The sequence below is a fragment of the Planctomicrobium aquicomposti genome (assembly GCF_051466325.1).
Taxonomy (GTDB): Bacteria; Planctomycetota; Planctomycetia; order Planctomycetales; family Planctomycetaceae; genus Planctomicrobium.
In genome coordinates, this window is the sequence record NZ_CP195792.1 from 3941168 (window position 1) to 3966794 (window position 25627).

The 25627-nt window shown below is 60.1% G+C and carries 16 protein-coding genes; 9 read left to right on the forward strand and 7 right to left on the reverse strand.

What is annotated here, in order from left to right:
- The first annotated feature begins 392 nt into the window (after nucleotides 1-392).
- From SH664x_RS15235 to pyrH, 6 genes are all read left to right on the forward strand, one after another.
- A complete protein-coding gene (locus SH664x_RS15235; protein ID WP_437202334.1) occupies nucleotides 393-566 on the forward strand; it encodes a Flp family type IVb pilin in 174 nt (57 codons plus the stop codon).
- A 506-nt stretch (nucleotides 567-1072) separates the two neighbouring features.
- Nucleotides 1073-1630 carry an A24 family peptidase gene (locus SH664x_RS15240; RefSeq protein ID WP_437202335.1) on the forward strand — a complete coding sequence of 186 codons (558 nt, stop codon included), beginning with the start codon at nucleotides 1073-1075 and terminating at the stop codon, nucleotides 1628-1630.
- A 215-nt stretch (nucleotides 1631-1845) separates the two neighbouring features.
- Nucleotides 1846-3018, forward strand: coding sequence for a Flp pilus assembly protein CpaB (cpaB, locus tag SH664x_RS15245; protein ID WP_437202336.1), 1173 nt, complete (start codon nucleotides 1846-1848; stop codon nucleotides 3016-3018).
- A 174-nt stretch (nucleotides 3019-3192) separates the two neighbouring features.
- Nucleotides 3193-5064 (forward strand): type II and III secretion system protein family protein, encoded by a 1872-nt coding sequence (locus SH664x_RS15250; protein WP_437202338.1) that lies wholly within the window; start codon nucleotides 3193-3195, stop codon nucleotides 5062-5064.
- A 30-nt stretch (nucleotides 5065-5094) separates the two neighbouring features.
- Nucleotides 5095-6300 carry an AAA family ATPase gene (locus tag SH664x_RS15255; protein WP_437202340.1) on the forward strand — a complete coding sequence of 402 codons (1206 nt, stop codon included), beginning with the start codon at nucleotides 5095-5097 and terminating at the stop codon, nucleotides 6298-6300.
- A 262-nt stretch (nucleotides 6301-6562) separates the two neighbouring features.
- Nucleotides 6563-7309: a UMP kinase gene (pyrH, locus tag SH664x_RS15260; protein WP_437202341.1), complete on the forward strand. Its 747-nt coding sequence runs from the start codon at nucleotides 6563-6565 to the stop codon at nucleotides 7307-7309.
- A 219-nt stretch (nucleotides 7310-7528) separates the two neighbouring features.
- On the opposite strand, the gene SH664x_RS15265 is transcribed toward pyrH, so the two are convergent.
- From SH664x_RS15265 to rsmH, 4 genes are all read right to left on the reverse strand, one after another.
- Entirely contained in the window at nucleotides 7529-9556 is a 2028-nt protein-coding gene (locus SH664x_RS15265) for a peptidoglycan D,D-transpeptidase FtsI family protein (protein ID WP_437202343.1), read from the reverse strand.
- Entirely contained in the window at nucleotides 9553-9867 is a 315-nt protein-coding gene (locus SH664x_RS15270) for a hypothetical protein (RefSeq protein ID WP_437202345.1), read from the reverse strand. Before SH664x_RS15270 ends, SH664x_RS15265 begins: the two co-directional genes overlap by 4 nt.
- A gap of 153 nt (nucleotides 9868-10020) precedes the next feature.
- Nucleotides 10021-11580, reverse strand: a complete 1560-nt coding sequence (locus tag SH664x_RS15275; RefSeq protein WP_437202346.1) for a LysM peptidoglycan-binding domain-containing protein — start codon at nucleotides 11578-11580, stop codon at nucleotides 10021-10023.
- Nucleotides 11520-12413 (reverse strand): 16S rRNA (cytosine(1402)-N(4))-methyltransferase RsmH, encoded by an 894-nt coding sequence (rsmH, locus tag SH664x_RS15280; protein WP_437202348.1) that lies wholly within the window; start codon nucleotides 12411-12413, stop codon nucleotides 11520-11522. Before rsmH ends, SH664x_RS15275 begins: the two co-directional genes overlap by 61 nt.
- Nucleotides 12414-12668: 255 nt before the next feature.
- On the opposite strand from rsmH, the gene SH664x_RS15285 reads away from it, so the two are divergent.
- Entirely contained in the window at nucleotides 12669-13751 is a 1083-nt protein-coding gene (locus SH664x_RS15285; RefSeq protein WP_437202350.1) for a glycosyltransferase, read from the forward strand.
- Between the two features lie 34 nt (nucleotides 13752-13785).
- On the opposite strand, the gene SH664x_RS15290 is transcribed toward SH664x_RS15285, so the two are convergent.
- Entirely contained in the window at nucleotides 13786-15222 is a 1437-nt protein-coding gene (locus SH664x_RS15290) for a hypothetical protein (protein WP_437202351.1), read from the reverse strand.
- A 369-nt stretch (nucleotides 15223-15591) separates the two neighbouring features.
- Between SH664x_RS15290 and SH664x_RS15295 the strand changes: the two genes are divergently transcribed.
- Together SH664x_RS15295 and SH664x_RS15300 are read left to right on the forward strand one after the other, a co-directional pair.
- Nucleotides 15592-16629: a glycosyltransferase family 4 protein gene (locus SH664x_RS15295; protein ID WP_437202353.1), complete on the forward strand. Its 1038-nt coding sequence runs from the start codon at nucleotides 15592-15594 to the stop codon at nucleotides 16627-16629.
- Nucleotides 16630-16905: 276 nt separating this feature from the next.
- Nucleotides 16906-18690: a HEAT repeat domain-containing protein gene (locus SH664x_RS15300; protein ID WP_437202354.1), complete on the forward strand. Its 1785-nt coding sequence runs from the start codon at nucleotides 16906-16908 to the stop codon at nucleotides 18688-18690.
- A 128-nt stretch (nucleotides 18691-18818) separates the two neighbouring features.
- Here the strand turns inward: SH664x_RS15300 and SH664x_RS15305 are convergent, their stop codons facing one another.
- Together SH664x_RS15305 and SH664x_RS15310 are read right to left on the reverse strand one after the other, a co-directional pair.
- The gene (locus SH664x_RS15305; RefSeq protein ID WP_437202355.1) at nucleotides 18819-21275 is read right to left on the reverse strand and encodes a BatA domain-containing protein; all 2457 of its coding nucleotides are present in this window, start codon (nucleotides 21273-21275) and stop codon (nucleotides 18819-18821) included.
- Between the two features lie 168 nt (nucleotides 21276-21443).
- A complete protein-coding gene (locus SH664x_RS15310; RefSeq protein WP_437202356.1) occupies nucleotides 21444-25511 on the reverse strand; it encodes a hypothetical protein in 4068 nt (1355 codons plus the stop codon).
- Between the last annotated feature and the right edge of the window lie 116 nt (nucleotides 25512-25627).

The window sequence follows — 25627 nt, forward strand, 5'->3', positions numbered from 1 at the left end:
CAGGTTCTCACGGACACACAATTTGTGCGGGCGAATGTGTGTGGAGCTGAGACCCCACCCTGAGAAGTTGGATGCATCCGGGCGGCTGTCGGAGCCCGGTGTTGCCGGCTGGTCGGCGTGAAAGTCGGTTGATGTGAAATGTCTGTTCTGCCTGTAGCGGGCGGAGTTGCCGCCAGCCAGCCAGCAAAAAAATTCTTCAAGAAACCACAGCTTGTGAAGAAATTCTGACCTAGGTTTCTGGTGAAGTGCGGCGAGCTTTAACGCCCTCCCACATCAACGTCACGTGAAGATGACGAGACGATTTGTGCATGTCCGAGGTCTCGGACAGATCGTTTCTAATCGTTTGGCCGGAGGTGAGAGCCCGGTCGAAAAACCAAGAGAGAGAACGAGAGATGAAGAACATCGCCCTGAGTGTCAAGAAGTTCCTGAAGAGCGAAGATGGCCCGACCGCTGTCGAATACGCCGTCATGCTCGCCCTGATCGTGATCGTCTGTCTGACCGCCATCAAGGCGATCGGAACCAACGCGAACACCAAGTTCAACGAAATCGGCAACGCGTTGACATAAGTCTGAGTGCTGAAGAGTTCATCATTACAAAGAATCAAGGTTCGCCGCCCGGTCGGGACAACTCGGCCGGGCGGTTGATCCGTCAGTAGCTCACCAAGTTTTGTTGATTTCACGGCACGCTGAAGGAGACTGCCATGATTCCCTTTTGGATCGATCTCGGATCGCTGCCTGCCTTGCAGCTGATTCCCTTCGTTCTTGCGGGATGGGCCATGTATTCGGTCCGCTAATGCTGTTGCTGCTGACAGGTTGCCAGCAATCCGTTTCTTCCTGAGAGACGTCCTGCCGGAATCCCGCCCTGTCCGCACCAAAGCACGGCCTTGGTTCCGATTGCATCAGGTCGGCAGAGAACTTCTCCGCTGACCCGCTGGATACAGAACGCACCCCCCTGTGCAACCGTATCCGCAGCCTCTCGAAGTTGTGAACGTTCGTGTTTCCCAGCACACACTCGAAATAACTTCCGGCCCGACGCTGAGTCGTTGCGGGCCGCGAGACATAAGGATGGCAAGATGGATTGGCACGCGATTATTTTTGATAACTGGCATGTGAAGTTCGTCTGCGCGGTGCTGATCGTCGCCGCCTATATCGACGGTAAAGAGCTTCGCGTTCCGAACTGGATCACCTTCCCGATGGTCCTGTCCGGCCTGGTCTACAGCACCTGGGTGGGTGGCTGGGAAGGACTGGGAGCCGGACTGCTCGGCATGGTCGTCGGACTCGCCACACTGCTGCCGCTCTACTCTGTCGGCGGCATGGGTGCCGGAGACGTCAAGCTGATGGCCGGCATCGGTGCCTGGCTCGGGGCGACCGTCACCTGGTACGCCTTCCTGTGGACCGTCGTCATCGGCGCTGTGATGGCTATCATCATGGTGCTCGCCCGCCGCAGCTGGGACAAGCATTACGGCAACTTCCTGATGATCTGGATGGAACTCACCTCGATCAAGGACCCCCGCAAGCTCTCGGAAATTGCTGCCGAGCGGAAGCCGCGGATGCTGCTCCTCCCTTATGGAATTCCCATCTGCATTGGATCCATCGGCTACTTCCTGTACTCGGGCATGATCACCTACTGAACGGCAGGGAATGCCGGTTGAGATCTGCTGAGAGGATGCGGCGCTTACGGGGCCTGCGGGCGTTTGGGTAGTTCGCCCGCAGAATCCGGATGATCGTTTTTGTCGTTACAACCCGCATATTGTGAAGCAGTCCGCCAAGTCTTGCCGATTCTGACTCTGATGAAGTCCGTCTCGGTCGCGGCCCACTTCCTGATTCGTGGTAAGAGGCGTCCGAGATGAAACCAAAAACACTGGTCCTGCTGGCAGTGGCGGTAGGCTGTGGCCTGGTGGCGATGCTGGGTGTCCAGCAGGCCATGCAGGGAGGACAGCAACCTCCGCCCAAGATTGAGACCGCAAAAGTGCTGGTGGCACTCGAAAATATTGATACCGGATCCCGGTTGACGACGGAAAACGTCGCCTTCAAGGAGCGCGCGATCGACTCTGTTCCGGAGGACGCCATCCGGACGGAAGAAGACTTTAATCAGCGGGCAGCCCGTGTGCCGCTGATCGCCGGTGACATTGTCCGGAAAATGAAGCTGACCGAAAAAGGAGAGTTCGGCAAGTCGGTGCAGATTCCCAAAGGAATGCGGGTCTGGACCATTAACGTCGACGACACGCATACCAACTGCGGTTTGCTGAAGCCGGGCGACCGGGTTGATGTGCTGGTGACCTATCAGGGAGTGAGCGATCGCGGAGCGCCGATCTCCAAGTCGACGGTGCTGCTGGAATACGTCGAGGTGTTCGCCACCGACAATAACACCGCCACCAAACTCGATGAGAAAAAAGATGGCAGTCGCGCCAAGAACGTGTCACTGCTGCTGACTCCCGAGCAGGTGAACTTTGTGGCTCTGGCCCAGCGCAAGGGGACCTTGCAGCTGTCCTGGAGAAACAAAGGGGATGACGAAATCACCAAGACGAAAGGTGTCGACGAGAAGCTTCTGGAAGAACTGGAAGGCTCGATCGGACTGCAGGACAACTACCACCTGTACACCAACGAAGAACGTGCGCCGCGGGGACTGTTTGATGAACCCAAGCCGGTGGAACCGGCCCCTGCTCCAGCACCGGAAGTTGTCCATGTGCCTGTCGCGGTAGAACCTGAGCCGGCCCCCGAACCTCCGGTGCCGACCTGGACCGTGGATGTCTTCAGTGGCAACCAGATGGTTCCACATGAGTTCGAGATCCGGAATGGAGTGCCTGTTGCTGTGCAGTCACAGCCGCCGCAAGGGGCTGCACCGGTGCCACGCGCTCCGGATCGTCCGGTCACCGCTCCTGTTTCAGGAGCCACAAAGTCCACCGGCGGTTCCACTGTCGGTATGGACGCCAAGGCCATGGAAGAAATGATGAGAACACTCGGAGCGGGAAAGGCGTCCGGCCGGAAGAGCACGGGCGTCGATTCACTCCTGCAGTGACGTGAAATTGAGTTTGAATTCGAGAGTCTGACTTCGCGACATGGATTGTCGTCGAAGACGGCAGGATCCCGGTCAGTATACCACTCGCCGTGGATGACATTCTGGAGCAGTCGGTCCGTTCAGCTCGAGCGGCTACTGTGAAAGGGTGACAGCTGACGAGATGAAGGTGCAAGGATGCCCAAGACACGAAATCATGGCCTTTCCCGTTGGCTGCGCGGCATTCTGTTTGCCACGATGGTCAGCCAGGTGCCACAGATTGCCGTGGCGCAGCCAGAGCGGCTGCCCCCTTCTCCCTCGGCACCGGCCGCCCCCGCTGGGACGCCCGCAGTCGCCCCGTTGCAGCAACCGACGACCGGTGAGCAGGTCTTCCGCGTGATCGCGCCCACGACCAATCTCTCGCTGATGCATCTTGACAGCCGTATTCTCGAACTGGCCCAGCGCATCAAAGTGGTCGATGGTTTCAACCCCGACAAATTGACCGTCACCGCTCTTTCACCCAACCGCATCCGCGTCCGGGGCGAGAATCCCGGGGTCACAACGTTGAAGCTTGTCGACGAATTTGATGCCGTTTACAGCGTCGAGTTCTTCGTCCAGCCCGATACCCGTGAGCTCGAAGCCTACCTCCGCAAGTTTTTTCCTGGTTCCGCTATCGAAGTGACCGGCCTGCGGGATGGAGTGGTGCTGCGGGGCTGGGTCACCGACCCCACACACATTCCGCAGATCATGAGAATCGCGGAGTCCATGTACCCGCCCGACCTGATCCAGTCACAACTGCAGGTGGGGGGCGCCAGCCAGGTTCAGTTGCATGTGAAAGTTGCGGAAGTGCAGCGGACGAAGCTCCGCGAGTTCGGGTTCAACTTCATCTTCAACGGTGAAAACGGCTATGTCGCGCAGACGGTCGGTGGCATCTCGCCGCTGAATGCAATCTCAGCGGCCGGGGCTCTGCCGTTTGGCGGACCCGCAGCACCGGTTGTTCTTCCCAGTGCCCTGTCAGGCTCCGAACTCCAGTTCGCTCTGACGGGAAATTCACTGATCTTTCAAGGCTTCTTCAAAGCCCTGCAGACAGAGGGTCTCGCCAAAATTCTGGCGGAACCGATTCTCGTGACAACCAGCGGTCGACCGGCCTCAATGCTCTCCGGGGGAGAGTTCCCGATTCTCGTGCCGCAATCTCTCGGGAACGTCACGATTCAGTACCGCGAGTTCGGCGTCAGCATGGAAATGGTTCCGGTCGTACTCGGTGATGGACGGCTGCGACTCGATGTCGCGCCGGAAGTGAGCGAGCGGGACTTCAGCAATTCCGTGTCGACCAACGGTTTCGTCGTTCCGGGGATTACCACTCGGCGCGTCAACACCCAGGTGGAGATGCGTTTTGGTGAAACGCTGATGGTCGGCGGTCTGATTTCTTCGAGGCGGTTCGGAACGATGCAGCGAATTCCCTTTCTCGGAGAACTCCCTTGGATCGGGGCTGCATTCAGCAGAAAAAGCTACACCATCGGAGAGACCGAGCTTATCATTCTGGTAACGCCGCAGATGGTGGCGCCCATGCTTCCCTGTCAGGTCCCGACCACATTGCCCGGTCAGAACACCGACATGCCGACCGATCGCGAGCTGATTCTGGATGGACAGCTGGAAGTTCCGAACTTTGGTCCGGAATGTCCCCCGGGGGGATGCCCGCCCGGGCAACTGATGACACCGCAGATGGCCTGTCCTCCGGGAAGCGTCATGCCGGGTGAGATTCTCCCTGGACAGCCGCAACTCCCCTCCTCCGCCGACGGACTGATTTCCCCGGAACCGACGACGGCTCCGAATATTCCCAGCGTCCCGCCGCCGGTGAGTGACGATCCGAATACCAGTGCCTCACGGTCCAGGATGATTAATCCGTTCCGGTCCACAGCCAGCAGAAGCAATCCCAACCCAGGCGCCGTCGTCCCGGCTTCGGCTGAGTCGGCGGGCAAGAACAGCCCGGGGGGAGTCGTGAATGCGGGGCACAATCTGCCCGGCCCGATCACTCCCGGCTCGTCTTCAGTCAAATCCGGCACCCGATGAACCCGTCAGCCGGATGGAGCGTCAGAGATCATGAACAACGTCTATCGCCTCGCCATTGTTGACCCCATTGATGCCAGCCGAAACTCCATCAAGAGTCTGCTGTTGGGAATCGATTCCGTCTGGCTGGAGGCGGAGTGCGCCCGCTACGAATTCTTCACCGACATCGTCACCCAGACACTCCCGCAGATCGCTCTGATCTCGCTCGATGCTGATCCACAGCGGGGACTGGCCCTGGTCGCCGAAGTGACCCGTGAAGCTCCGCAATGTCAGGTGCTGGTCGTCAGCCGTTCGCAGGAAGGGACACTGATCCTGCAGGCGATGCGGAACGGAGCCAAAGAGTTTCTGAGTTCACCGCTGAATCTCGATGACTTTCTGGCGGCACTCGACCGGATTCAAAGTGTCACCGGCGGCAAGGATGGCCGGGTGCGGGGCACGACGGTCATGACCATCGTCGGTTCCAGTGGCGGCGTGGGCTGCACCTCCCTGGCGGTGAATCTGGCCTGTGCGCTCGCCTCCAACAAGTCGAACAGTGTGGCGGTGCTGGACCTCGATTTGTCACTGGGAGATGCCGATGTCTGGCTCGATATCATCCCGGACTACACGATTCAGGATGTCGCCGAGAATATCAACCGGCTCGACTTTTCGATGCTGAAACGTTCGCTGACGCAGCATGCCTGTGGTGCGTTTCTGCTGCCGCGCCCGGTGCATCTCGAAAAGAATCCACCGCTCACTCCGGAAGAACTGCAGCGCGTGATTGCGTTGCTCAAGGCCACATTCACGCACCTGATTATCGACGTCAGCAAATCGTTCACCGCTTTGGACCGCGCGGCGATGGAAGCCTCGGACCAGATCTTCGTGATCGCGCAGCTCGACCTTCCGTCGCTGCGAAACGTGGTCCGCATCAACCAGTTTCTGGAAGATCAGGGGCAGGCCGAGAAGATCCGAGTGATCATCAATCGGGCCGGTCTGGGAGAAACCCAGATCAGCCTGAACAAGGCTCTCGACACGATTGGTCGGGAAGTCTACTGGCAGATCCCGAACGAATACGCGGTCGTCATCGAATCCCGCAATAACGGGGTGCCGCTGGTTACCGAGTTTCCCAAGTCGAAAATCACGAAGGCAATTCAGCAGCTGGCTGCGCAGATTGACGCCGGTGTGGTCTCCGACGGGGGCGAAGAGGAACCGGCCGAGAAGCCGAAACGGCGGCTCTTCAGCTTTCTGGGGCCCGGCAAGTAGGCTGGCAGACACCGACATTTTGCCGTGGCGAGACTCGCGTTTTGGTGTCCGTCTCGAGCGCTGAAACTGCCGCTGAATCCGGCGATTTCCGCATTCCGGTCGCCGCACTGTTGACCCACCGCAGCCTGTGAATCAGGATGCCCCGGGGAGTGCCGGATGCGGTTCCCCGGCTGGGACGCCGGGAACTTTTCTACTGCATTCTTCAGTCAGTCACAGTTGCGTCGGTCCGACGCACGAATTCCTTTTTACACGGATTGTCAGCATGGTCTCGGAAGCCAATACGGCCTATCGGCGGGTTCTCCTGAAGCTGAGCGGTGAAAGTTTCTGCCGCGAACGTGAAGGAGGAATCAGCATGACCGAAGTCACGCAGATTTCGAAGCAGATCAAATCAGTCGCCGAGACCGGAGTGCAACTGGCCATCGTCTGCGGCGGTGGAAACATTCTCCGCGGGAAGCAGTTCGCTCAGGTCAGCGCCGCCATTCACGCCTCGACTGCCCATTATATGGGGATGCTGGCGACCGTGATCAATGCTCTCGCCCTGCAGGATGCGCTGGAGAACGAAGGGGTCCCGACCCGCGTGCAGTCCGCCATCCGCATGGAAGGTGTCGCCGAGCCGTTCATCCGTCGGCGTTGTGTCCGACATCTGGAGAAGGGACGCGTGGTCATTCTGGCGGCCGGCACGGGAAGTCCGTTCGTGACGACCGATACCGCCGCTGCCCTGCGTGCCCGTGAACTCGAAGCCAACATTCTGATGAAGGCGACCAAGGTCGACGGAGTCTATTCGGAAGATCCGACGAAGAATCCGCACGCCGTGCGTTATTCGTCGATCACGTTCCAGGATGTGCTGAAGCAGAACCTGCAGGTGATGGATGCCCAGGCGATTCATCACTGCATGGAACACAACATTCCCATTATGGTTTTCAACTTCGGGCAGACCGGGAATATCCTTCGCGCCGTCCGGGGGGAGAAGATCGGGACCGTCGTGCACAATGCCGGCTCGCCCAGCTAGCCCCGATCCCGGGGAAGTGTGGCGGCGTTTGTGTGGAAAATCTGTGTAGAACGCTTTGTTTTCCGCCGCCAGGACGCCAAACGTCAGTGAGATTCTCTCGAGAGCAGATCAACTCTTGAACAACCCGTGCTCACTGCGCGGGTTGTTCGTTGACTCAATCGGGACGCGCGCTGCAAGGTCCAGAACCCAGCAGGTTGCGGAATCGCAGCGTGCGGATTCTCAGAGCGGTTCGTCTGCTTCGACCGTCGCCTGCAGCGCAACAGGCGGCTCGGGGAAGATCGTCAGTCCCGCTTCCAGAATGCGAGCCGCGCAGGGAGCGGCGACGCTTCCGCCAAACTGGGCAGCGCCGGTCGGTTCATCCACACTGACCAGCACCAGCACGCGGGGGGCTTCGGCCGGAGCGCCACAGATGAAGGAGCTGATATTCCGGTTCATGGAATAGCCTCCCCCCTCCTCTTTCGTCTTCTGGGCGGTTCCCGTTTTTCCAAAGACGGACACCCCTTTGATTTGAGCGAGTTTCCCGGTTCCCCGCTCGACCACCTGCACCATCGGCTCCCGCAGGACCCATTCGGCAGCGTCGGTGTCGACAACCCGTCTTATCATGACATTTCTGGAACGGGTTGAGCGAACGAGCCGCGCGGCTCCGGTGGACGTTTCGCCTTCACTCTTCAGCAGGAGGTGCGGCGTGACATAAATCCCACGGTTCGCGAGAACAGCATGGGCCGCAATCATCTGCAGAGGAGTGGCCGCCAGCTCCTGTCCCATCGGGATCGAGCCCGTGGAGTAGCTGTCCCAGTCTTCGAATCGCCGCAGAAGTCCCGGAAGTTCCCCGGGGATCTCGATTCCCGTGCGGTGACCGAATCCGTAGGCCCGCGCCAGTGCATAGAGCTGCTCATTCCCAAGTCGCTGGCCGATCTTGGCCATCCCGATATTGCTCGACTTCACCAGAATATCGGTCACCGAGAGCCGGCCGTAACGGTGATGATCGTGCAGCACCCGTCGACCCATGCGATAGGCCCCCAGCTCGCAGTCGAACAGTTCATCATGTTTGAGGACTCCCTGGTTCAGCCCCCACGCGACGACTAAGGGCTTGAAGGTGGAACCCGGCTCAAAGACAGCTGAGAGTGCCAGATTCTTCCAGGCTTCCGGACTGGCTCCGGCAGGGGAATTCGGGTCGAAGCCGGGACGGCTCCCCATGGCGAGAACTTCTCCTGAGCGCGGATCGAGCACGATGGCACACGCTCCCAGCGGAGCATGTTTTTCCATGAGCGCATCGAGTTCGCGTTCGAGATGAAACTGCATTTCGATGTCGATCGTCAGCGTCACATCGCGGCCATCGATCGGCGGTTCGGTCACCTCTTCCAGAACGTCGAGCACAAAGCCCCGGGCATCACGGACAAAACGCCGGATGCCGTTCTGTGAGGACAGAATTTCGTTGAACCCTTCCTCCGCTCCCCCCTGCCCCTGACCATCGATGTTCCGGATGCCGATGACATGAGCCGCGAGGCTGCCTTGCGGATAATGACGCTGCGACTCATACCGCAGTCCAGCGACGTCGGTGGAAAGTTTGAGTCGCCTGACAGCATTGGCTGCCTCATCACTGAGCCGCCGCTGGATCCACAGGAACTGCCTTCCGGAGTTCTCCTGAATGCGCCGTTCGAGCTCGATCGGATCGATGCCGATGGCTGCTGCCAGCTTCAGCGGAACGTCACTGCGTGCGGCGATCCGACTGGGATTCACATAGAGGCTGGCGGCTGAGATGGTCGTCGCCAGCAACCTGCCGCGACGATCGAGGATGTCCCCAGCGCGGGCAAAGATCGGTTCATCGCTGATCTGCTGTCGCTGCGCACGGGTTGCGAACTGACTCTGCGACAGGAACTGCAGATGAATCAGCCGGCCGATGAGGATGGCTCCCGCCACGCTCAACAGGATGGGCAACACGCGTTCCCGTTGCCGTGCTGAGGTGGGCGTAAACGGGACATCGCCGGTGTTGAGCGGAGCAGCCCGCGGGATCTTCTGCAGCAGTGGAATGATTCGTTCGACCACCCGAGTCCAGAGCGAGGGGCCGACCGGAGCCCCAGTTTCCTGCAGAAGGACTTCAGCAGTCAGCTCGAGGGGATCGGCCGTCTGCTCCTCAGCGGCTGTCACCTCGACAAGGATCGAATCGGGGGGGAGATCCGGTTCCTCAACGGGCGTGAGATAACGCTGCGCGACCCACGAGAGCAGATTTTGAACCAGACCACTCACCGCCGACTCCCTACAGAAGAGGGGCCCGTCGCTTCACGCGAGCGTGAGGTCGACTTGCGACTCCGGGCGGCGGCTCGCAGCTCCGCAGCGCGTTCCTGTTCGAGCCGTTCGCGCTCTTCGATCAGCCGCGCAGGAGATCCGAGACGCTGCGTCGTCAGAATCAGGCGGGAGCGTTTTTCCTTGAGCAGCTCCAGTGAATAGTGCTGCAGGCTGATCGCCCGCTTGTATTCCAGCTGCTGTTTTTCCAGTGTGATCGCCATCAACGAAATGATCGTTACGATCAGAGTCGCAATGCCGATGCGGAAAAACATGACAATCCCCACGCTCGCCCATCCGTGGGGTTGGTCAGCTCTCCATCCCGATTCTGAAAAGTCTGGCTCGGGTGACCGGTCCGCAGCCTTTGTCCGCAGTTCCCATTGAACGGCAACGGCTCCCCGGCTGCGGATCAATGGACCGGTACAGGATTATCGGATGCTGGTATCGTCCGGGGCGAGAACGACCTGGCAGGCATCCGCGGGGAGCCGCAGGACCGTGCCAATTTTGAGGGCGTCCTTATTCGGAATCAGCTCGCGATTCAGGCCGTAGATCTGCGTCCAGCGGGAAGATCGTCCGAGATGTTTTTCCGAAATGGTGGTCAGCGTATCTCCTTCGCCTACGCGATAGGCGGGACCCTGCGCATCGACAAAATAACCGGCTGGCAACGATTCTGCTGCCTGTGCGACGGCGGCTCCGGTCATCTGCGGGAACCGCTGATGCAGAACGTCGAGGGCCGGCACGAGGACAATCATTCCCGGCTTCATTTTCTCCGGCTGCGGAATGCGATGCTTGTTGTATTCGGCGAGTGCACTGAAGAACCGAGCGGAACCATAAAACTTGCGGGAGATGGTCCAGTAGTTGTCTCCCGACTGCACCTGATAGACCTCTTCACTGGGCGGAGCTTCTTCCTTCGGACTGAAAGGGGCCTGCGCAGGCACCCGGTTCCGGGAAGGTCCGGCTTCGCCAAAAGCTGCCGCGGGTCGAGCCTGTGTGGGAGGAAGTTCCTGCTGGAAGAACGGATCAGCGGTCTGAGCCGCCGGTGCCGGTCGCATTTCCCGTGCGGGAGGAGACATCGGGGCGATGTTCAGCGGTCGGGGATCGGTCATCCGGGGTTCGGGAATAGCCGCGCCACTTGCAAACGGGTCCGTAGCGGCCGGGGCCATGGGAGGAGTTTGCGGCGGCAGTCCTGTTGCCGTTGCGGGGAGTTGCCCCGGGACTTCCGCCTGCAGATCCCAGCTGGCGGCAGGTTGTGCAGGGGCGGGCCGCTGCGACATGTGGGACGGGCTCAACGGCACCAGCGGTTGTCGCGGCGGGATCTGGGCGGGTGCGGCAAACGGATCGGCTTCCACATGCTGAACCGGTTGCACTGACGTGTTGTCGGCCTGCGCATCGAGCGACATCACCGGCGCGAGAGAACGGGCCCGCTGCGCGGGTGTCATCTGCTGCGGCGCTTCTGCTGCCGGAGCGGCAAACAGGGCCTGTGTGGCTTCTGAGGGTGGAGCGGTGGGCTCTGCTGTCTGGGCCGGAGCCGTCTGCGGCGCGGCGAATGGGTCTTCCGTCTCGTGGCTGGCGAGCTGAATCCCGCTGATCATCTTCGGCTGACCGGCTGTTCCCTTCGGAAGAGGACGATGAAACTCGTCGGTGGGGTTGGGCGATGTTGCCCATGAGGGACGAGGCTTCACCGCCGCTGCAGGGGTTGCTGCGGGTGCGGGCGTCGGCTGGTCGGGACTTTGTCCGAGAACCACTCGCTTGAGAGTGTGTTTATCCCAGTGGGCGAGGTCATCCTGGCCCTTGAGCTTCAAATACGACAGACCGCCGAGAGCCACGACCAGCAGGCCAATGGCCGCCAGTCCCAGCTTTGACACGCCGCGTGACGGCTCGACCGCAACCGGTGCAAAGCTCTCGGGAGCGGCGGCAGCGAGTGGCTTCAGACGGGCGGTTGCCGTTTCGCGACCCGCAGCTTGGCGGACCTTGAACGCGGGTTCCATCGCACCTCGGAGGGTGTCGCGACGATCGGTTTGCGCGTGAGATTGTCCCATATATCCACCTCGCGAAAAGCCTGTTTGACCAGGCGATCTTCCAGTGAGTGAAAAGTGATAATCAAGGCTCTTCCGCCGACGCTCAAGCGCCGGGGCAGAACGTCATGCAGAAAGGTCTCGAGCTGTTCGAGTTCACGATTGACGGCAATCCGCAGTGCCTGAAACAGGCGGGTGGCGGGGTGCGATTTGCCGCCCTGTGTGCCGATGATTTTTTCCGCCAGCGCTTTCAGGCCGATCACCCGGGTCACGTTGCGACCCTGCTTACGGGCGGTGACGATTTCCTGAGCCAGCATCGCGGCCCGCGGTTCTTCGCCATACTCGCGAAAGATGCGCTCCAGCTCTCCAACATCCGCTGTCTGCAACAGTTCGGCAGCCGGAATTCCTTCCGAGGGGTCGAACCGCATGTCGAGGTCGCCGCTGGTGTCGAAGCCGAATCCCCGGCGAGGATCGGCGAGTTGATCGGAGGAGAGTCCCAGATCGAGCAGGACACGATCGACCTGCTCAAGGCCCAGTTCGTCCAGTACCTGATCCAGCCGGGCATAGCTTGATGCCCGTAACGTGACCTGATCACCCTGCACTACTGCCGCTGCCCGGGCAAGCATGCTCGGGTCGCGATCGAGTCCGATCAATCGGCAGCTGGAGTCCATACGGGCGACGATTTTTTGACTGTGCCCACCCCCGCCGACGGTGCCGTCGAGTATCGTCAAACCGGGCGCAAAGTCCATGTTTTCAAGGACTTCATGCAGCATGACGGGCACATGCACCGTCTGTCCAGACGACATGATTGGAACCGCTGAGGGAGGAAATACGGATGGAAACAGGCAGGAGATCTGACAGGGGCCGACTCGCGGAGAACCCGCAGCGTCGGCAAGGGGAAAGGGAATCTTGAGCGTTTTTTATCGCTCGGGCCAATTTTCGGAAAGATCAGTTTCCGGTCCCCCGCCGAACAGGATGCTGCCCAAGGGAAACCTGCCTTGCTACCTTGTTACCGTTTGCAGACGCCGTCTTTCGAACTCCCTTTCAGCCGGTTTCACCGCGTGCCGCGATCAAACCCCACAGTCAGTGTGCTGACGATCACTTACAACCATGAGCGGTTCATCGAAGGGACGCTGCGCAGTGCACTCTCCCAGCAGACAGATTTCGATTTTGAGATTGTGGTCGGAGAAGATTGCTCGACCGACTCGACGCGGGAAATCCTGCTGAGGCTGCAGCAACAGTTTCCAGATCGCCTTCGATTGATCCTCCAGCCACGCAACGTCGGCCTGATGCAGAACTTTGTGGAGACGTTTCGCGCCTGTCGAGGAAAGTACATCGCCCTGATGGAAGGGGATGACTACTGGACGAACGACACCAAACTGCAGCAGCAGGTCGACTTCCTCAACGCTCATCCGGATTGCGTGATCACTCATCACAATGTCTGGAAAGTGATCGAGGGAACAGCAGGTCACCCGGAAACCTGGCATCCCCGGAGTGACCGGGCCCGCTGGCAGACCCTCGAGCAGATGCTCTCCTCGAATATCATCGTCACCTGCTCCGCCCTGTTTCGCGCTGGGCTGTTCAACAAGTTCCCCGACTGGTATCTGCAGGCGGAAGCACCCGACTGGCTGCTGCATCTGCTCAACGCCCGGCACGGTCGCGTCTGGTATGATCCACAGGTGATGGCGGCCTATCGGATTCACCCCTCTTCGGTCTGGTCGACCTCTCCTCGGATCGTGCAGCTGAAACGGATCCTCAGACACGCCGGGATGATTCGGGGCGAGCTGACTCCTCCGCAGCAATACAAACTCGACGCCAGTTCGGCTCGCTGGCATGAAGAAATCGTCGAGCTTCTGATTCAGGACGGCCGTCGGGACGAGGCCCGTCATTATTCCGCACTGCATCTGCGCGACGATCAGGGACTGCAGCGGCTCCTGGCGTTCGCCGATGGACTGGAGCTGGAAAAAGGGAACCGTCGCTGGGCTGCCAATCTCAAGTTTGTGCAGGCGTTGCTGACCGGAATCGGGAAAACGCGCATCGGAATACCGGATGTGCTGCTGGCATTCGTGAGGAACACGTTTCCCGGAGTTTATTACCGGCTGCGTCAATGGCATCGCGAGCGGCAGTCAGCTGGTTCTACCTGATCAGGGAAGCCTCTCATCGCTTCGCTTGGGGAATTCAGGATGAGGTGTTCTTGCGCGCCTCCGCCGCCCGGGCCTCTCGATCGAACTGCCGTGCATAGACCAGCAGAATGAGAGTGCTGACCGGCAGAGTGATCAGCCAGCAATAGCCTGCATAGGCGGTCAACGCTCCGGGCAGACCGTACTTCCGACCGAAGTAGTAGAAGAGTGCGGCCACGATTCCGCCGGTGGCGACATTCAGGATCAGAAAGGGATCCCGCTTGTGGAGTCGAACGTAGTAGTGCTCGGTCATGGCCACCTGCAGTGCGATGAGCGCGATGATCAGAATGGCTGTCGAGCGCAGGTCCATGAATCGCGCCTGAAACCCTTCCAGCCCCAGGGGGGCGAGCAACCAGACCGCCCCCCAGAATCCAAAGCTGCACAGCAGGAAGACTCCCAACGCAATTCGGGCGGTATGAAGGAACTGCTGATTGAGATCCCGCCGGGCCTGTGCGGCGGCCAGCATCCCGAACTGGGGAATGCGTGTCTGGATCCAGGCGAGGCTGACAGTCTGGATGGTCGACAGGATGTTCCAGGTGAAGCCGATCTGCCCCGCCAACACCGGGCCCTGGGTGCGGAATGCCAGCGCGACGAAGAAGTCTTTGGAGACGAAAAAGCTCAAAATGGTTTGAATGGCCATCTTCCACTGCAGCGGCCAGATTTCCCGCGACCAACTCATGGTTTGTGTCACCGGCGCCTGCTTGAGGGACCGGAAAAAGGGACCATACCAGAGATGGACCAACGACCACTCCCAGGCCAAACGAACCAAGGTTGTCGCCGCGACAACCCAGAGCCCCGCGCCGCTGAGGATTCCAATCCACACGACAACCGATCCGGTGATGCTTTGCAGAAGTCGAACTCCGTTAATGGTGCCGACCTGATTGCAGCCTTCCAGAATGGAGAGCCGGGGGAGATAACCCAGAGACAGTGAATTCAGTACGAGGACCGTCAGCCACGGGGCTCGCCAATGCAACTCTGCGGCTTCGACGGATGCCGGCGACGCCCCGCTGCCCTGGGGAGCCCGCGGGAAATCCAGCAGGTAAGTCCCGAAAACCGCCATGATTACCGTAAACAGCAACGCGCAGCTGTTGAGCCAGCGCTCCGACTGGCGATGGAGGTTGGCTAACCGCGCGTGGGCGTCCGGAGCTCCGGTAATGGTCCCGTCCGGAGCCAGTTGCAGCGCTGACCATTCGTGACTCGCCATCAGGACAAGGATCGCCGACAGCCCCAATTCCGCGAACACCTGCATCGCCACCAGACTGCCGAAGGTGTAGTAGTAACCCTGCAGCGTGGGAGAGAAATAACGGGCAATCAGCCAGTAGGTGACCGGTGCGGTGACCACCTGCCAGAGTCGCCCCGCGACCAGATAGCCGACCGCGCGATTGATCGCGAAGCGGTTCAACAGAACGGTCAGCCAGGCGGGGAGCGACTGCACTTGGTCGAATACTCCGCTCCGAAGGGAATCCGGAGCCTCATCAGGGGGAATGGCAGAACTGCTTCAGGGGGCGCCGTTGGCACCCCCTTAAGGAACTGTGTGCTGCGACTTAGTAACGTTGAGTGGCGACTTTCGGGAACCGGGACAATGACACTGTGAAGACAAAGGGAATTGGGAGCAAGTCCGGTCTCCTCAAAACCACTCGGTTCGATTGGCAGACGGCCTTCCGTTGACGATGCTGTCAGCTGATCCGGAGTTGATCACCAGATTTTGGCGACCAACTGCCCCGTCAGATGATCGCTCCTCTGTTCCAAGGAAAACCGGGGGCCATCGGAACGATCGACTCGGCCCCAGCGCTCCCCCTCCTTTATGTCACGCACCCGAGTCCTGCTGCTCACTTCCGGACGGAACACGCCGACCACGCGTTACCGGATGCTTCCGTACGTGCCGCGACTGGCGGCGCTCGGGATCGACTGCACCGTTGCCCACAGCCTGCCGGAGAAGTACGACTCCTTTCGCTGGCTGGGGTGGCGGCTCAGTCAGCGGCTGAAACGGTCGGTGCGGCAGTTCCATCTGCGGCAGGCGCAGCGTCAGCGCTATGACGCCATTCTGCTGGAACGGGAAATCTTCGACGATCCCACATGGGAACTCGAAGCAGCCTTTCGGCAATGCACGCCTCGATTTGTGATGGACATCGACGACGCCATCTTTTTGCGGTATCCCGAGAAGTTTCAGCACATCGCCGGAATGAGTGACCGGATTCTTGCCGGGAACCGCTTTCTGGCCGAGGTCTGCCGCCCTTATTGTGATGAGATTCGCCTGCTGCCGACCTGCATCGATCTGCATGACTACCCGGTTCCCTCGCCGACCCGAAAAATCGAGTCGCCGGCGGTCATCGGCTGGATCGGCACTCCTTCAAATGTTCCCTACCTCAACGACATCGTGCCGGTGCTGCGGCGGTTGCGACAACGCCAGCCTCTGATTCTGCGGATTGTCAGCCACTCGGCAGCGGCCCGCAAGGTGCTGATCCCCGAAGACCTGCCGGTCGAGTTTGTCGAGTGGAACGCACGGACCGCCGTCGCGGAAATCAGCCGGTTTACAGTCGGGCTGATGCCACTGCACAATGGAGATTGGGAACGCTACAAGTGTGGGTTCAAGCTGCTGCAATACCTCGCCAGCGGCCTGCCGGCGGTCGCTTCACCGGTCGGTGTGAATGCGGAGATCGTGACCCCCGGTGAAAATGGCTTTCTCGCCGCATCGCCTGAAGACTGGTTTGAGACGATCGGGCAGATTCTTCAGGATCCGCAACTACGGGAAAAACTGGGTCGGAACGCGAGACGAACGGTGGAGGAGCTGTTCTCGATCGACGGTCACGTTTCGACCGTGGCTGCCGCGCTGCGGGATTGATCAGTCGCCGGCTGTCGCCGGGAGGGAGATTTCCCGCGGGTCCGCTCGCGAGCCCTCGCCGGCGCCCGCTATAATTTTGGACATCCGGCTGTTCGAATCGGTCGGGACTTGGCCTGCCCCCCATCTTCATCCAGTAGCGGGAGGGCAATTGGAATTCCCGCAGAACGTTTTGACCGCACGTTAGGTAATTCGTCATCCGGGAGTTGTTGTGACAGGGGATGAAGGAATCGGATCGCCATTGCGATCGATCGCGAGACGGTGGCGGGGAGGGAAGCGATGCGAAATCTGATCGGGCTGTGGGGACTGATTGTCGCCCTTTTGGCGACTGTCGGCGTCAGCCGTCCGGCGCTGGGGGCGTCGCAGGCCGAGATCAATGCCTCCATCGGCAGGGGGGCGACCTACCTGCGACAGGCTTATCCGACGACGAAGTCCGAGCAGAAGTCACTCGTTGCGCTGGCTCTTTACAAGGCGGGGCTCGACAAGGACGCTCCTGAAATCGCCAACGCCATGGAACTGGTCCGGGCGAAATGTTCGACCGGCAAGTACAAGGCGACAGGCGCTGAGGCGGGTCTCTACGAAGCGGGAGTCGACGCCACGCTGCTGGCCGATGTGGATCCGGCGGGGGAACGTGAGACCCTCGTCATGCTTCGGGATTACATTCTGTCGGAACGGTTGCCGACAGGCGCCTGGGACTACCCCACTCATCCCGGAGACCGGGCGCAATCCGTCGGTGATATGAGTGTGACGCAGTATGCCTGCCTGGGGCTCTGGGCGGTCGACCGCGCTGGGGCCAAAGTCAACCCGCAAGTGTGGGAAACCGTGCTGCAGTGGCATGCGAAATATCAGAACAACGATGGAGGTTACAACTACCTCCCCTTCCAGTCCCCGAACTCGACACTGAACATGTCGATCAACGGGCTGGGGAATATTTTCATCGCGATCCTGCATATTGATCCGGGGTATTCACCGCTCACTCCTGGTAAAGCCCGGACGCAGCCGAAGACGGAAGAAGCCAAACCGAAATTCGGTGTCCTCGAGACCGTCACGATTGAGAATCCGGGCGAAGCTGATCCTTCGCAACCACGCGCTCCCCTGCGGACGACGACTGCTCGGGTTCCCGCAGCCGCGACCGACGCCGCCCGCAAGGTTTTTGCGTACATCACGACCCGCTTTCGACGGGATGACGGCGGGTCGCAATTCGGCAGTTACTACTTTTACTCTCTGGAGCGGATGGCGGCGCTGGCCAACCTCGAAGAGATTGGTGACCACAACTGGTACGATGAGTGTGCCGACTACGTTGTTTCCAAGCAGCGGAATGATGGAGCCTGGGGGCTGGCGACTCACTCGCATATCTCGACTCCGGTCGATACCGCCTTCAGTGTGCTGTTCCTCTCCCGGTCCACCGGCAAGCTGCTGAAACGTGCCATCACGGAACCGGGTTTTGGTGAAGGGATTCTCGCAGCGGGTCGTGGCCTCCCCGATGACCTGCTGAATGTCGACTCCAAAGGGGGAAAGATCGGTGGGAAAAACAAGCCGGTCGAACCGCTCGAAAAGCTGCTGGCGTCGCTGACCGTCACGGGAGATGTCAACATCGACGAGGTTCAGGATCAGATTGTCGAGCAGATTCAGGTGCAGGACCGGCAGGCCCTGATTGGCAATATCGAAATGCTGATCAAGCTGACGCAACATTCCAATCCGGAGGTCCGGCGGACGGCTATCTGGGCGATCGGCCGCAGTGATGACCTGAAGCTGGGGACCTACCTGATTAACGCTCTTGATGATCCGGATCTCGGCGTCATCATCGAAGCCCAGAACGCTCTTTGCTGGATCAGCCGCAAGCCCCTGGGATTCGGGCATGCGGAAGACCCGCTGGCGGACCTGCCGCCAACCGCCAGCGAACAACAGCGGAAGGACGCCATCTCTGTCTGGTATCGCAAGCTGTTGCATGATTGGGGAAACTGGTATCTCGCGCATCGCCCCTTCGAATCGCGGGGAGACGAGTTCGAATCGCAGTTGCGGCTCAAACTGGAGCGGATGCGGTTGTCCGGCCAGATCCCGTAACACCCGGCTGTTCGGACCTGGCTGCTCTTTCCACTTTCTGTGCAGCCAGCGTTTCGCCGGGTGAAATGCTGACATCCCCGTGGCAGGGGGGATGAGAAATCAAAATGCTCTGGGAGTTCTCCCGGAGTTCAGGCCAGAGCTTCCCCCGGCGTCTGATAGAACCGGTTGGCCAGCAGCAGCTCTCCGCAGAAGATGACGACAAGGATCATCAACAGCACCGGGTAGACCTCCTGACCAATGTCGGTGGCGTTGATTTCATCTTTCAGTTCATCAAGGTTGCGGGCCACGCGATAACGGTCCTCTCCCAGCAGGCTGTCCAGATCCTGCCGCGTCAACCGGGTCAAATCGCTTTCGGCGGCTGTCACGTTGATGCTGAAGGCGCTGACGATCTCGCGCGGATTTTCCGCTTTCACCAGTTCGTAGTGGCCCGGTTCGGTGACATCTTTCAGCTGCAGGAGTGACTCGTTGGCGGCGAGTGTTCTGCGCGACTGCTTGAGATTGGGTTCTCTCAAAAGAAAGACGCGCTCTGCTTTCTCGGGGGGGAGCCGGATGGCGATGGTCTGACCCGCAGTGAAGGCATGCTGCGTGCCGGCAAAGCTGCTGGCGTAGTCCGTGAACTGCTCCACCAGCGCCAGAAACAGCCAGGCGTCGATGAGCGGGCTGGGAAGGTTATTCCAGCGTTCATTGCGGTTTTCGGGGAGGTTGGCAGCCGTCGTCAGCACGACCGACCGTCCCTTGCCGTGCCGTTTTTCGACGATGGCGGGCGAGCGATCGACGTCGGTGTAAGTGGCCAGCACCGCAGCCCCTTCTGCCGGCTTCACCTTCCAGAACCGTTCGACCACGACATTGTTTTCCAGAATGGCGAATGAGCCGAACGGCTCCAGTCGCCGGAATGTGGCAAACAGCGGGTGGTTTCGCTGGTCGATGGAAAATCGCCACTCATTTTTGGGTTGCCAGGAATCGAGCCAGGCCGGAAGAAACTGCTGCGCGGGGGCCCGGTTGTAAGCCGCGGCCGAGATGTCGGTACTTCCGAGAACCACAATCAGTCCGCCGCCGCTTTCGACATATTGCCCCAGCTGCTGCCAGGCATCATCTGTCAGGCGGGGAGCATTGATTAACGTTACCGTGGCGAACTGGCCGAGATCGAGTTCTTTTAACCGGCTGATCGGTTCGTAGCGGGGCTTATAGTTGTTGGAAACCGCACCGGCCCCTTCCAGCGGCGCCAGGGCTGCCAGCCACTCGAAGGCATCAGCGCGGCGGGGAGCCAACACCAGCACCTGCGGCGGTTCCCGCACTTCGGCGGTGAAGTAGCGGACATTGTCGAACGTCAGAGGATCGGTGCCGCTGAAACGGACCTGACCGTTGATCCACGGCACGGTCAATCCGGTGATCTGCGGGAACTCGGTGCGCGCGGGGAGGTTCTGGTCGAGCCGCAACTGCGTCTGACCCTGTTTGACCAGATTCCCATTCTGGCCCTGAAACAGCAGCTCCAGCTGCGCGGCATCGGCATCTTCCCCCTGAGCCTGTGCAACGGTTGTGACCGACAGGTCTCCACCCACGGGAATCAGTTCGCGCGAAGGGGTGACTTCCAGAATCGCTTCGTTCTTCCCCTGCTCTTCGCCGACATCGATTACGTAGACATGAATTCCCTTGAGGCGTTCCAGTTCGGCTTTCAGCAGGCTGCTCCCTCCCGAACGCCAGGCCGACTTCGCCAGATCGGTGAACAGGTAGATCCGCCGAAGATAAAGATCCTTCCGGACATCTTCGGCGACGGTCCCCTGCTCTGTCAGGACCCGCTTCCGATCCTCCTCCTGCGCATGCAGGGCTTCGCGCAGCCGATCATCAAGAGGGCGACTGGCTGCCCGGGGGTGCAGACTGTCGATGCGGGTTTGTGCGGAGAGGAGTGTCGACTGGAACAAAATGGGATAGTCGGCCCCCGTTTCAGAGACCGCCACCCGGCTGCCGGAAGGGAGTGCTTCCAGATGAGCACGTGCCACCTGCTGGGCACGGTTCAGAACGGTTTTTCCGGCCTGCAGATACGACATGCTCAGACTGTTGTCGAACAACAGAATACCCGCTACCGGAACATTGAGCTGGGTCGCGGTTTCGGGCTGTCGGATTTCGGCTGAGATCCTTCGCTGGTACGGGCAGCCGACGCAGAGCAGCAGCGCGCCCAGCGTTGCGGCGGTGGCCCAGCTGCGACGCGACTGTCTTTCCTGTTCCTGCTGAAAGCGGGATTCACCGGAGCGGTTGAGCGACCTGATCGACAGAAAATAGCCCCCGACTCCGGCCGCAGCGACCAGCAGCAGGACGATCAGCTCAAAGCGGCTCAAGGCATAATTCGCAGCCGGAAGCGAGGGACGTGCCACCGCCAGCACGATCAGGGCGAGCACCAGCATCCGGAACAACATCAGCCAGACATGCCGCAACCGCATGCGACGGACGTTCTGCTGTCGACGTTGCTGCAACAGCCGCAATGCCGGAAAGAGCAGCTTCCGGGGCTTCTGCCGCATCAGGAAGTGCAGCAATACGGGAACTGCGACAAATCCCAGTCCGATCAGAATCGCGGAGTTGAGAAACGTCATGTGCGGTCCGACGATGACTCAGTGTGGGAGAACCTGTGGAAGGATCAAAAGCTAACCTCATCAGGCAGGTGCACAACGATCCGATCGTTCCCGCGTGACCTGCCACCGATTCGTCCGCGGTCAGGTCGGCCTCGCAAACACGAGCTGCGAGGACCGGAACTGCGGAGCTCAGTCATCTACGGCCAGGTCGTCGTCTTCGCTGGATTCTCCTTTACGGCGGGGCCCACTTTTTCGGGTGGGCCGATTGCGGGGTGTGAGGTTCTCTTTCCAGAGTCGCGCCTGCTGCAGAAACTCCTCGCGGGTCATCGGCAAAGGAGAGACTTCCAGATCGGCTTCCATGCCGGGCCGGCCTCCATCTTCGGAGAACGTCGCCGACATCACTTCCCGTTCCAGCGAACGCAGCCAGTCCGGAATGTCGACTCCCGAGCCCCAGGAGTCTTCGAGGTAAACGTCGATTTCTTCGCTGAGCTGCTGGAAGATGGGTGAATCGTCCTGCCGGCCCGCGCGGGCATCGGCCACTGCCCTCGCCACCAGCGCGAGCATCCGGTTCACCGCGAGCGGCTTGACGAACCGTTCTTTCAGGTGATCCGTGATCGTCGGCATCCGCATGCCGTACTGGCTTTGCAGTTTGGACAGATTCGCGAGATGTCCGTCGGCGAGTTCCAATGTTTGGATTTCGAAGGCGGCTTCCCGAACTTCAGCTGCCAGCATCATGCCATTCCGCACCAGCACTTCGTGAACAATGACCTGCGGTGTCAAATTCCAGGCGTCGCGATCATAGAGGGCCTCCAGCCGCAGAAAGTCGAGGAGGCTGTAGATCATTTCGCCATAATCAGACTGCGTGGTGGTGGTGTTGTATTCCAGAAACCGGTCGAAGCGGTCAACGATGATGGAATACACCTGATCCAGAAACCATTCCGCGTCTTCGCGGTCAATCAGTCCTTTGTCGAGGTCTTCGAGCAGCTTGATCGGGCGGAGCGGGTCCTGCTCTTCTTCCAGATAATCGAGGAACCAGTCGACGCCGTTATGCAGAATGGCCCGCACGTTCCCCAAGGTCAGCTGGCTGGCGTGGAACAGATCGCCTCCGTACCGTTTGATGAACCGCGTGACTTCTTCCCAGTCTTCTTCCTTGCGCAGGCCGTCGACCGCGGAGATCCGCATGGTGCGGCTGTGCTCATGCCACAGCCACTGGTAAGGATCCAGCACCCGGTTCAGGGCATCGATCAGTTCTTCGGTATCCACCTCGCCTGTGGACCAGGTCTGCACACTGCCGACCAGAGACTGCAACGTGCTGCGGAGGGCAATGGCGAACAGGCGGTCGAACTCGGTAATCGCCTGCCCTTTGGGACGCCATTTGCGCTCCATGCGAAACGCGGTGTAGAGCAGATGCCAGGTCTCGCGAAGCAAACCCATGCGGGGTAATTCGCGAAGCAGAAACCGCACCACGGACTGCAGCGCCTGCGTCCGCAGAATCTGCCCGGGCTCTCCCCCGTTTTCCAGCGGGATATAGAGCAGCGGGTTTTTGGCCAGCCGCGAAAGAAACGGGGGCATCAACTCGCGGACGGTCGCGACATCGCGCTGGATCACCGCACGATAGATACGGGCCAGTTGTCGGTCCTGTTCCGTCCCTCGCGGGACATCGACTTCTTCGGGAATGATCCCGTTCAGCAGTCTTTCCGCATTCCGCAGGCAGATCAGTGTGCTGATCACCTGGTGCAGCAGATAAAACTTCACCTGCAGCTGAATGTCGTATTCCACATTGGAATCGTGATCTCCCATCGGCTCGGAGATTTCGTGATCCCAGATGTTCTCCATCAGCTCTGCGAGATCAATCTGCCAGCGCTGCGCCTGACGATGCCAGGTGACAATGGCCTCGCTCAATCGGGGATCAGCGCTCCAGACATTGGTGCCGCGCTGAATCTCGGCGGCAAAGCGTGCGGCGGCCAGCTGCCACAGCTGCCCGACCGCATTCAGAAACTTCAACCGCGGTTCCATTTCACGGTTCAGAGTTTCGAATTCGGTGTTGCGGAAGTTGCTCTCACCGCTGTCGGCGGTATCTCCCCAGTTGCCGTCCTCGGCACTGTCGCGGAAAACCACACCGTCATACGCGGCGCCGAAGACATCGTCTTCTTCGTTCTCGGTCTTTTGGAACGACTCCGGCTCCTGTCTGCCGAATTCCAGGTCGTCGGTCATCGTCGAGCTGGAAGCATTTCGAAGGCTTCCCAGTTGGGGAACTCCCCACCAGTCGTCGGCGTTGGCTTCCAGGAAGTCGAACATCCGGCGGATCGTGACCAGCGGGGACGAACTGTTGTCGGTCGCGGTTTCGGCGGAAACCAGTTTCATCCACCGCATCAGCAGCGAGAAAATGGAATGCTGCGGGCATTCAAAGCCGACATCTTCCAGCTGCCCCAGCCACTGCATCAGCAGTCCCATCGCGGCGACGTAATCCCGCTTCTGCAGCAGGGCGTCGACCACCAGCGCGTAGGACTGGGCGGACTGGAATTTTTCCACGTGGTTCCGCCAGAACGAGATATCGCCCGCCGCTTCTCCCGCCTCCCGCCACTCTGCCAGCGAGTTGGAAACGTGCGAAGCCGATTCCCAGCTGTCCTGTCCGGAGACATCGGGCAAGTCTTCGATGACATCGCTGCCGTAGCGGTCCCACCATTCGGCCAGCGTATGATGCGTGGCCGAAATCTCTTCCCGCAGGACAGGAAGTCCTCGCGCAGCCGCCTCTCCGAGACAGCGGGAAAACGCATTGAAGACCTGCTCCATCAACGACAGCAGAGTCTCGACTCGGTTGTCGGGAATGGCGTCTTCACGCGATGAGAACAGGGGGAACTGCCCCTGAAATCCGAGAATATTCCACGGGTCGACGAACGCCCCGCAGTCGATGCCGCGGCGGAGTAGATCGGGAATCTGCTTCAGGCCTGCGAAGGCTTTGGGGACGTCTCCTGCATCGAGTGCCGAGTGGGCTGCCGAGACCGTGCATTCCACTTCCGTTTCGAGTCGGACCGACGCCGCGGGAATGGTCAGGGCCTGTTGTCGGCTGGCAGCCGGGTAGCCCATGACGGCGTAGAGGTGAGCGAGTTCCCGGTGCTGCACCTGCCGCGCTCCGTAGCCGGCCAGTCGCATATTGAGGAACTGTCGGACATGTCCGAACGGTTGCTGGGTTTTCTGCTCTTCTTTCAGCAGCCGCTGCCGGCGGTCGCCAGTCACCGACTGCATCACGCGGGCGTAGAACTCGTCGCGTCGACGGGCAACGATCGGCAGCAGCGACGTGAGCGAAATCGTGGAGTCATGGGTCGCGGGGCCGGAGCCGCTCACCGACGAAGCCATCAGCATCGTCCCGCAGAGGGCGGCTGCGGCGTCGAACAGACGCTCGGAGCGCTTCACTCGGGAATCTTTATCGTCGATCCAGTCCTGCAGCGAATCGAGGATGATCTTCCGGATAATAAACCGGCGGTAGTTCCCCTTGTTGTCGATGCGGTGGGGGTCCCACTCGCCGAAAAGGTAGTTCGTGCGCTTGTTGACAGGATGCAGGTGGTCGTAGGCCCGCTGATCGATGGCGAGCTCTTCCAGCTGTTCCAGCGAGAAATGAGCCTCGTGCAGAATGTCCTGCGGAGCCTCTTTCAGGAACGCCAGCGTATGTTCCAACAGATCATGGTAGGGACCATTCGCGACGCCGGCCCCGGCCACAAAGACCGGAATCGGACGCAGACGCTCGTGCGGGTAGATCTCCATCTTGCGGCCGTTTTCCAGCACTGCAATGGGGCGATACCCGACGTAATCGTTCAGATGCTGCAAAGCCGCGGACACGATGCGATCGGGTTCATCCCAGGGGGCACCCTGCAGCAGCACCGCTTCCAGCAGCGCCGCCAGAAAGAATGGCTGTTCGAAGTCCTGGTCGGTCAGATGGAACAGCAGGTCGGCGTGAAATGAGCGGTAGGCCTTGAACAGATCGTTCAGTCCCAGATCGATGACCGCCCGGGCCTGAGAGGCATCGGCGAAGGCGGGTTGGTCTGTGGAAAGCCGGGTGAGCGTCTCCTGCAGCAGTTGACGCAGCAACTCGTGGCGATGGGGTTGATCGGGAAGGACGGACCAGATCGCGTTGAGATTGCGCAAGAATAGCGGGTCCGAATTTCCACTGGAGAAATTCAGATATCCCAAGGCTTCACGGACATTGCCGGAATGCGAATCGGGCAGCGACCAGCCCTTGGCGTTCTTCTTCGATGCCATTCCATCTCACTTCAACGGGCCAGTCTCAGGCCCTGCGGTACCAATATTGTAACGAGAAGCTTCTCCAGAACTTGCGAAAAATTTTCGCCAGCGGGGGCATTGTGACGGAGAATTGC

Bases quoted from the DNA above. Each gene is read 5' to 3' on its own strand.
- SH664x_RS15275 (WP_437202346.1), bottom strand. From the start codon at position 11,580: ATGGAACCCGCGTTCAAGGTCCGCCAAGCTGCGGGTCGCGAAACGGCA.
- SH664x_RS15240 (WP_437202335.1), top strand. From the start codon at position 1,073: ATGGATTGGCACGCGATTATTTTTGATAACTGGCATGTGAAGTTCGTC.
- SH664x_RS15310 (WP_437202356.1), bottom strand. From the start codon at position 25,511: ATGGCATCGAAGAAGAACGCCAAGGGCTGGTCGCTGCCCGATTCGCAT.
- rsmH (WP_437202348.1), bottom strand. From the start codon at position 12,413: ATGTCGTCTGGACAGACGGTGCATGTGCCCGTCATGCTGCATGAAGTC.
- cpaB (WP_437202336.1), top strand. From the start codon at position 1,846: ATGAAACCAAAAACACTGGTCCTGCTGGCAGTGGCGGTAGGCTGTGGC.
- pyrH (WP_437202341.1), top strand. From the start codon at position 6,563: ATGGTCTCGGAAGCCAATACGGCCTATCGGCGGGTTCTCCTGAAGCTG.
- SH664x_RS15255 (WP_437202340.1), top strand. From the start codon at position 5,095: ATGAACAACGTCTATCGCCTCGCCATTGTTGACCCCATTGATGCCAGC.
- SH664x_RS15270 (WP_437202345.1), bottom strand. From the start codon at position 9,867: ATGTTTTTCCGCATCGGCATTGCGACTCTGATCGTAACGATCATTTCG.
- SH664x_RS15300 (WP_437202354.1), top strand. From the start codon at position 16,906: ATGCGAAATCTGATCGGGCTGTGGGGACTGATTGTCGCCCTTTTGGCG.
- SH664x_RS15250 (WP_437202338.1), top strand. From the start codon at position 3,193: ATGCCCAAGACACGAAATCATGGCCTTTCCCGTTGGCTGCGCGGCATT.
- SH664x_RS15305 (WP_437202355.1), bottom strand. From the start codon at position 21,275: ATGACGTTTCTCAACTCCGCGATTCTGATCGGACTGGGATTTGTCGCA.
- SH664x_RS15235 (WP_437202334.1), top strand. From the start codon at position 393: ATGAAGAACATCGCCCTGAGTGTCAAGAAGTTCCTGAAGAGCGAAGAT.
- SH664x_RS15295 (WP_437202353.1), top strand. From the start codon at position 15,592: ATGTCACGCACCCGAGTCCTGCTGCTCACTTCCGGACGGAACACGCCG.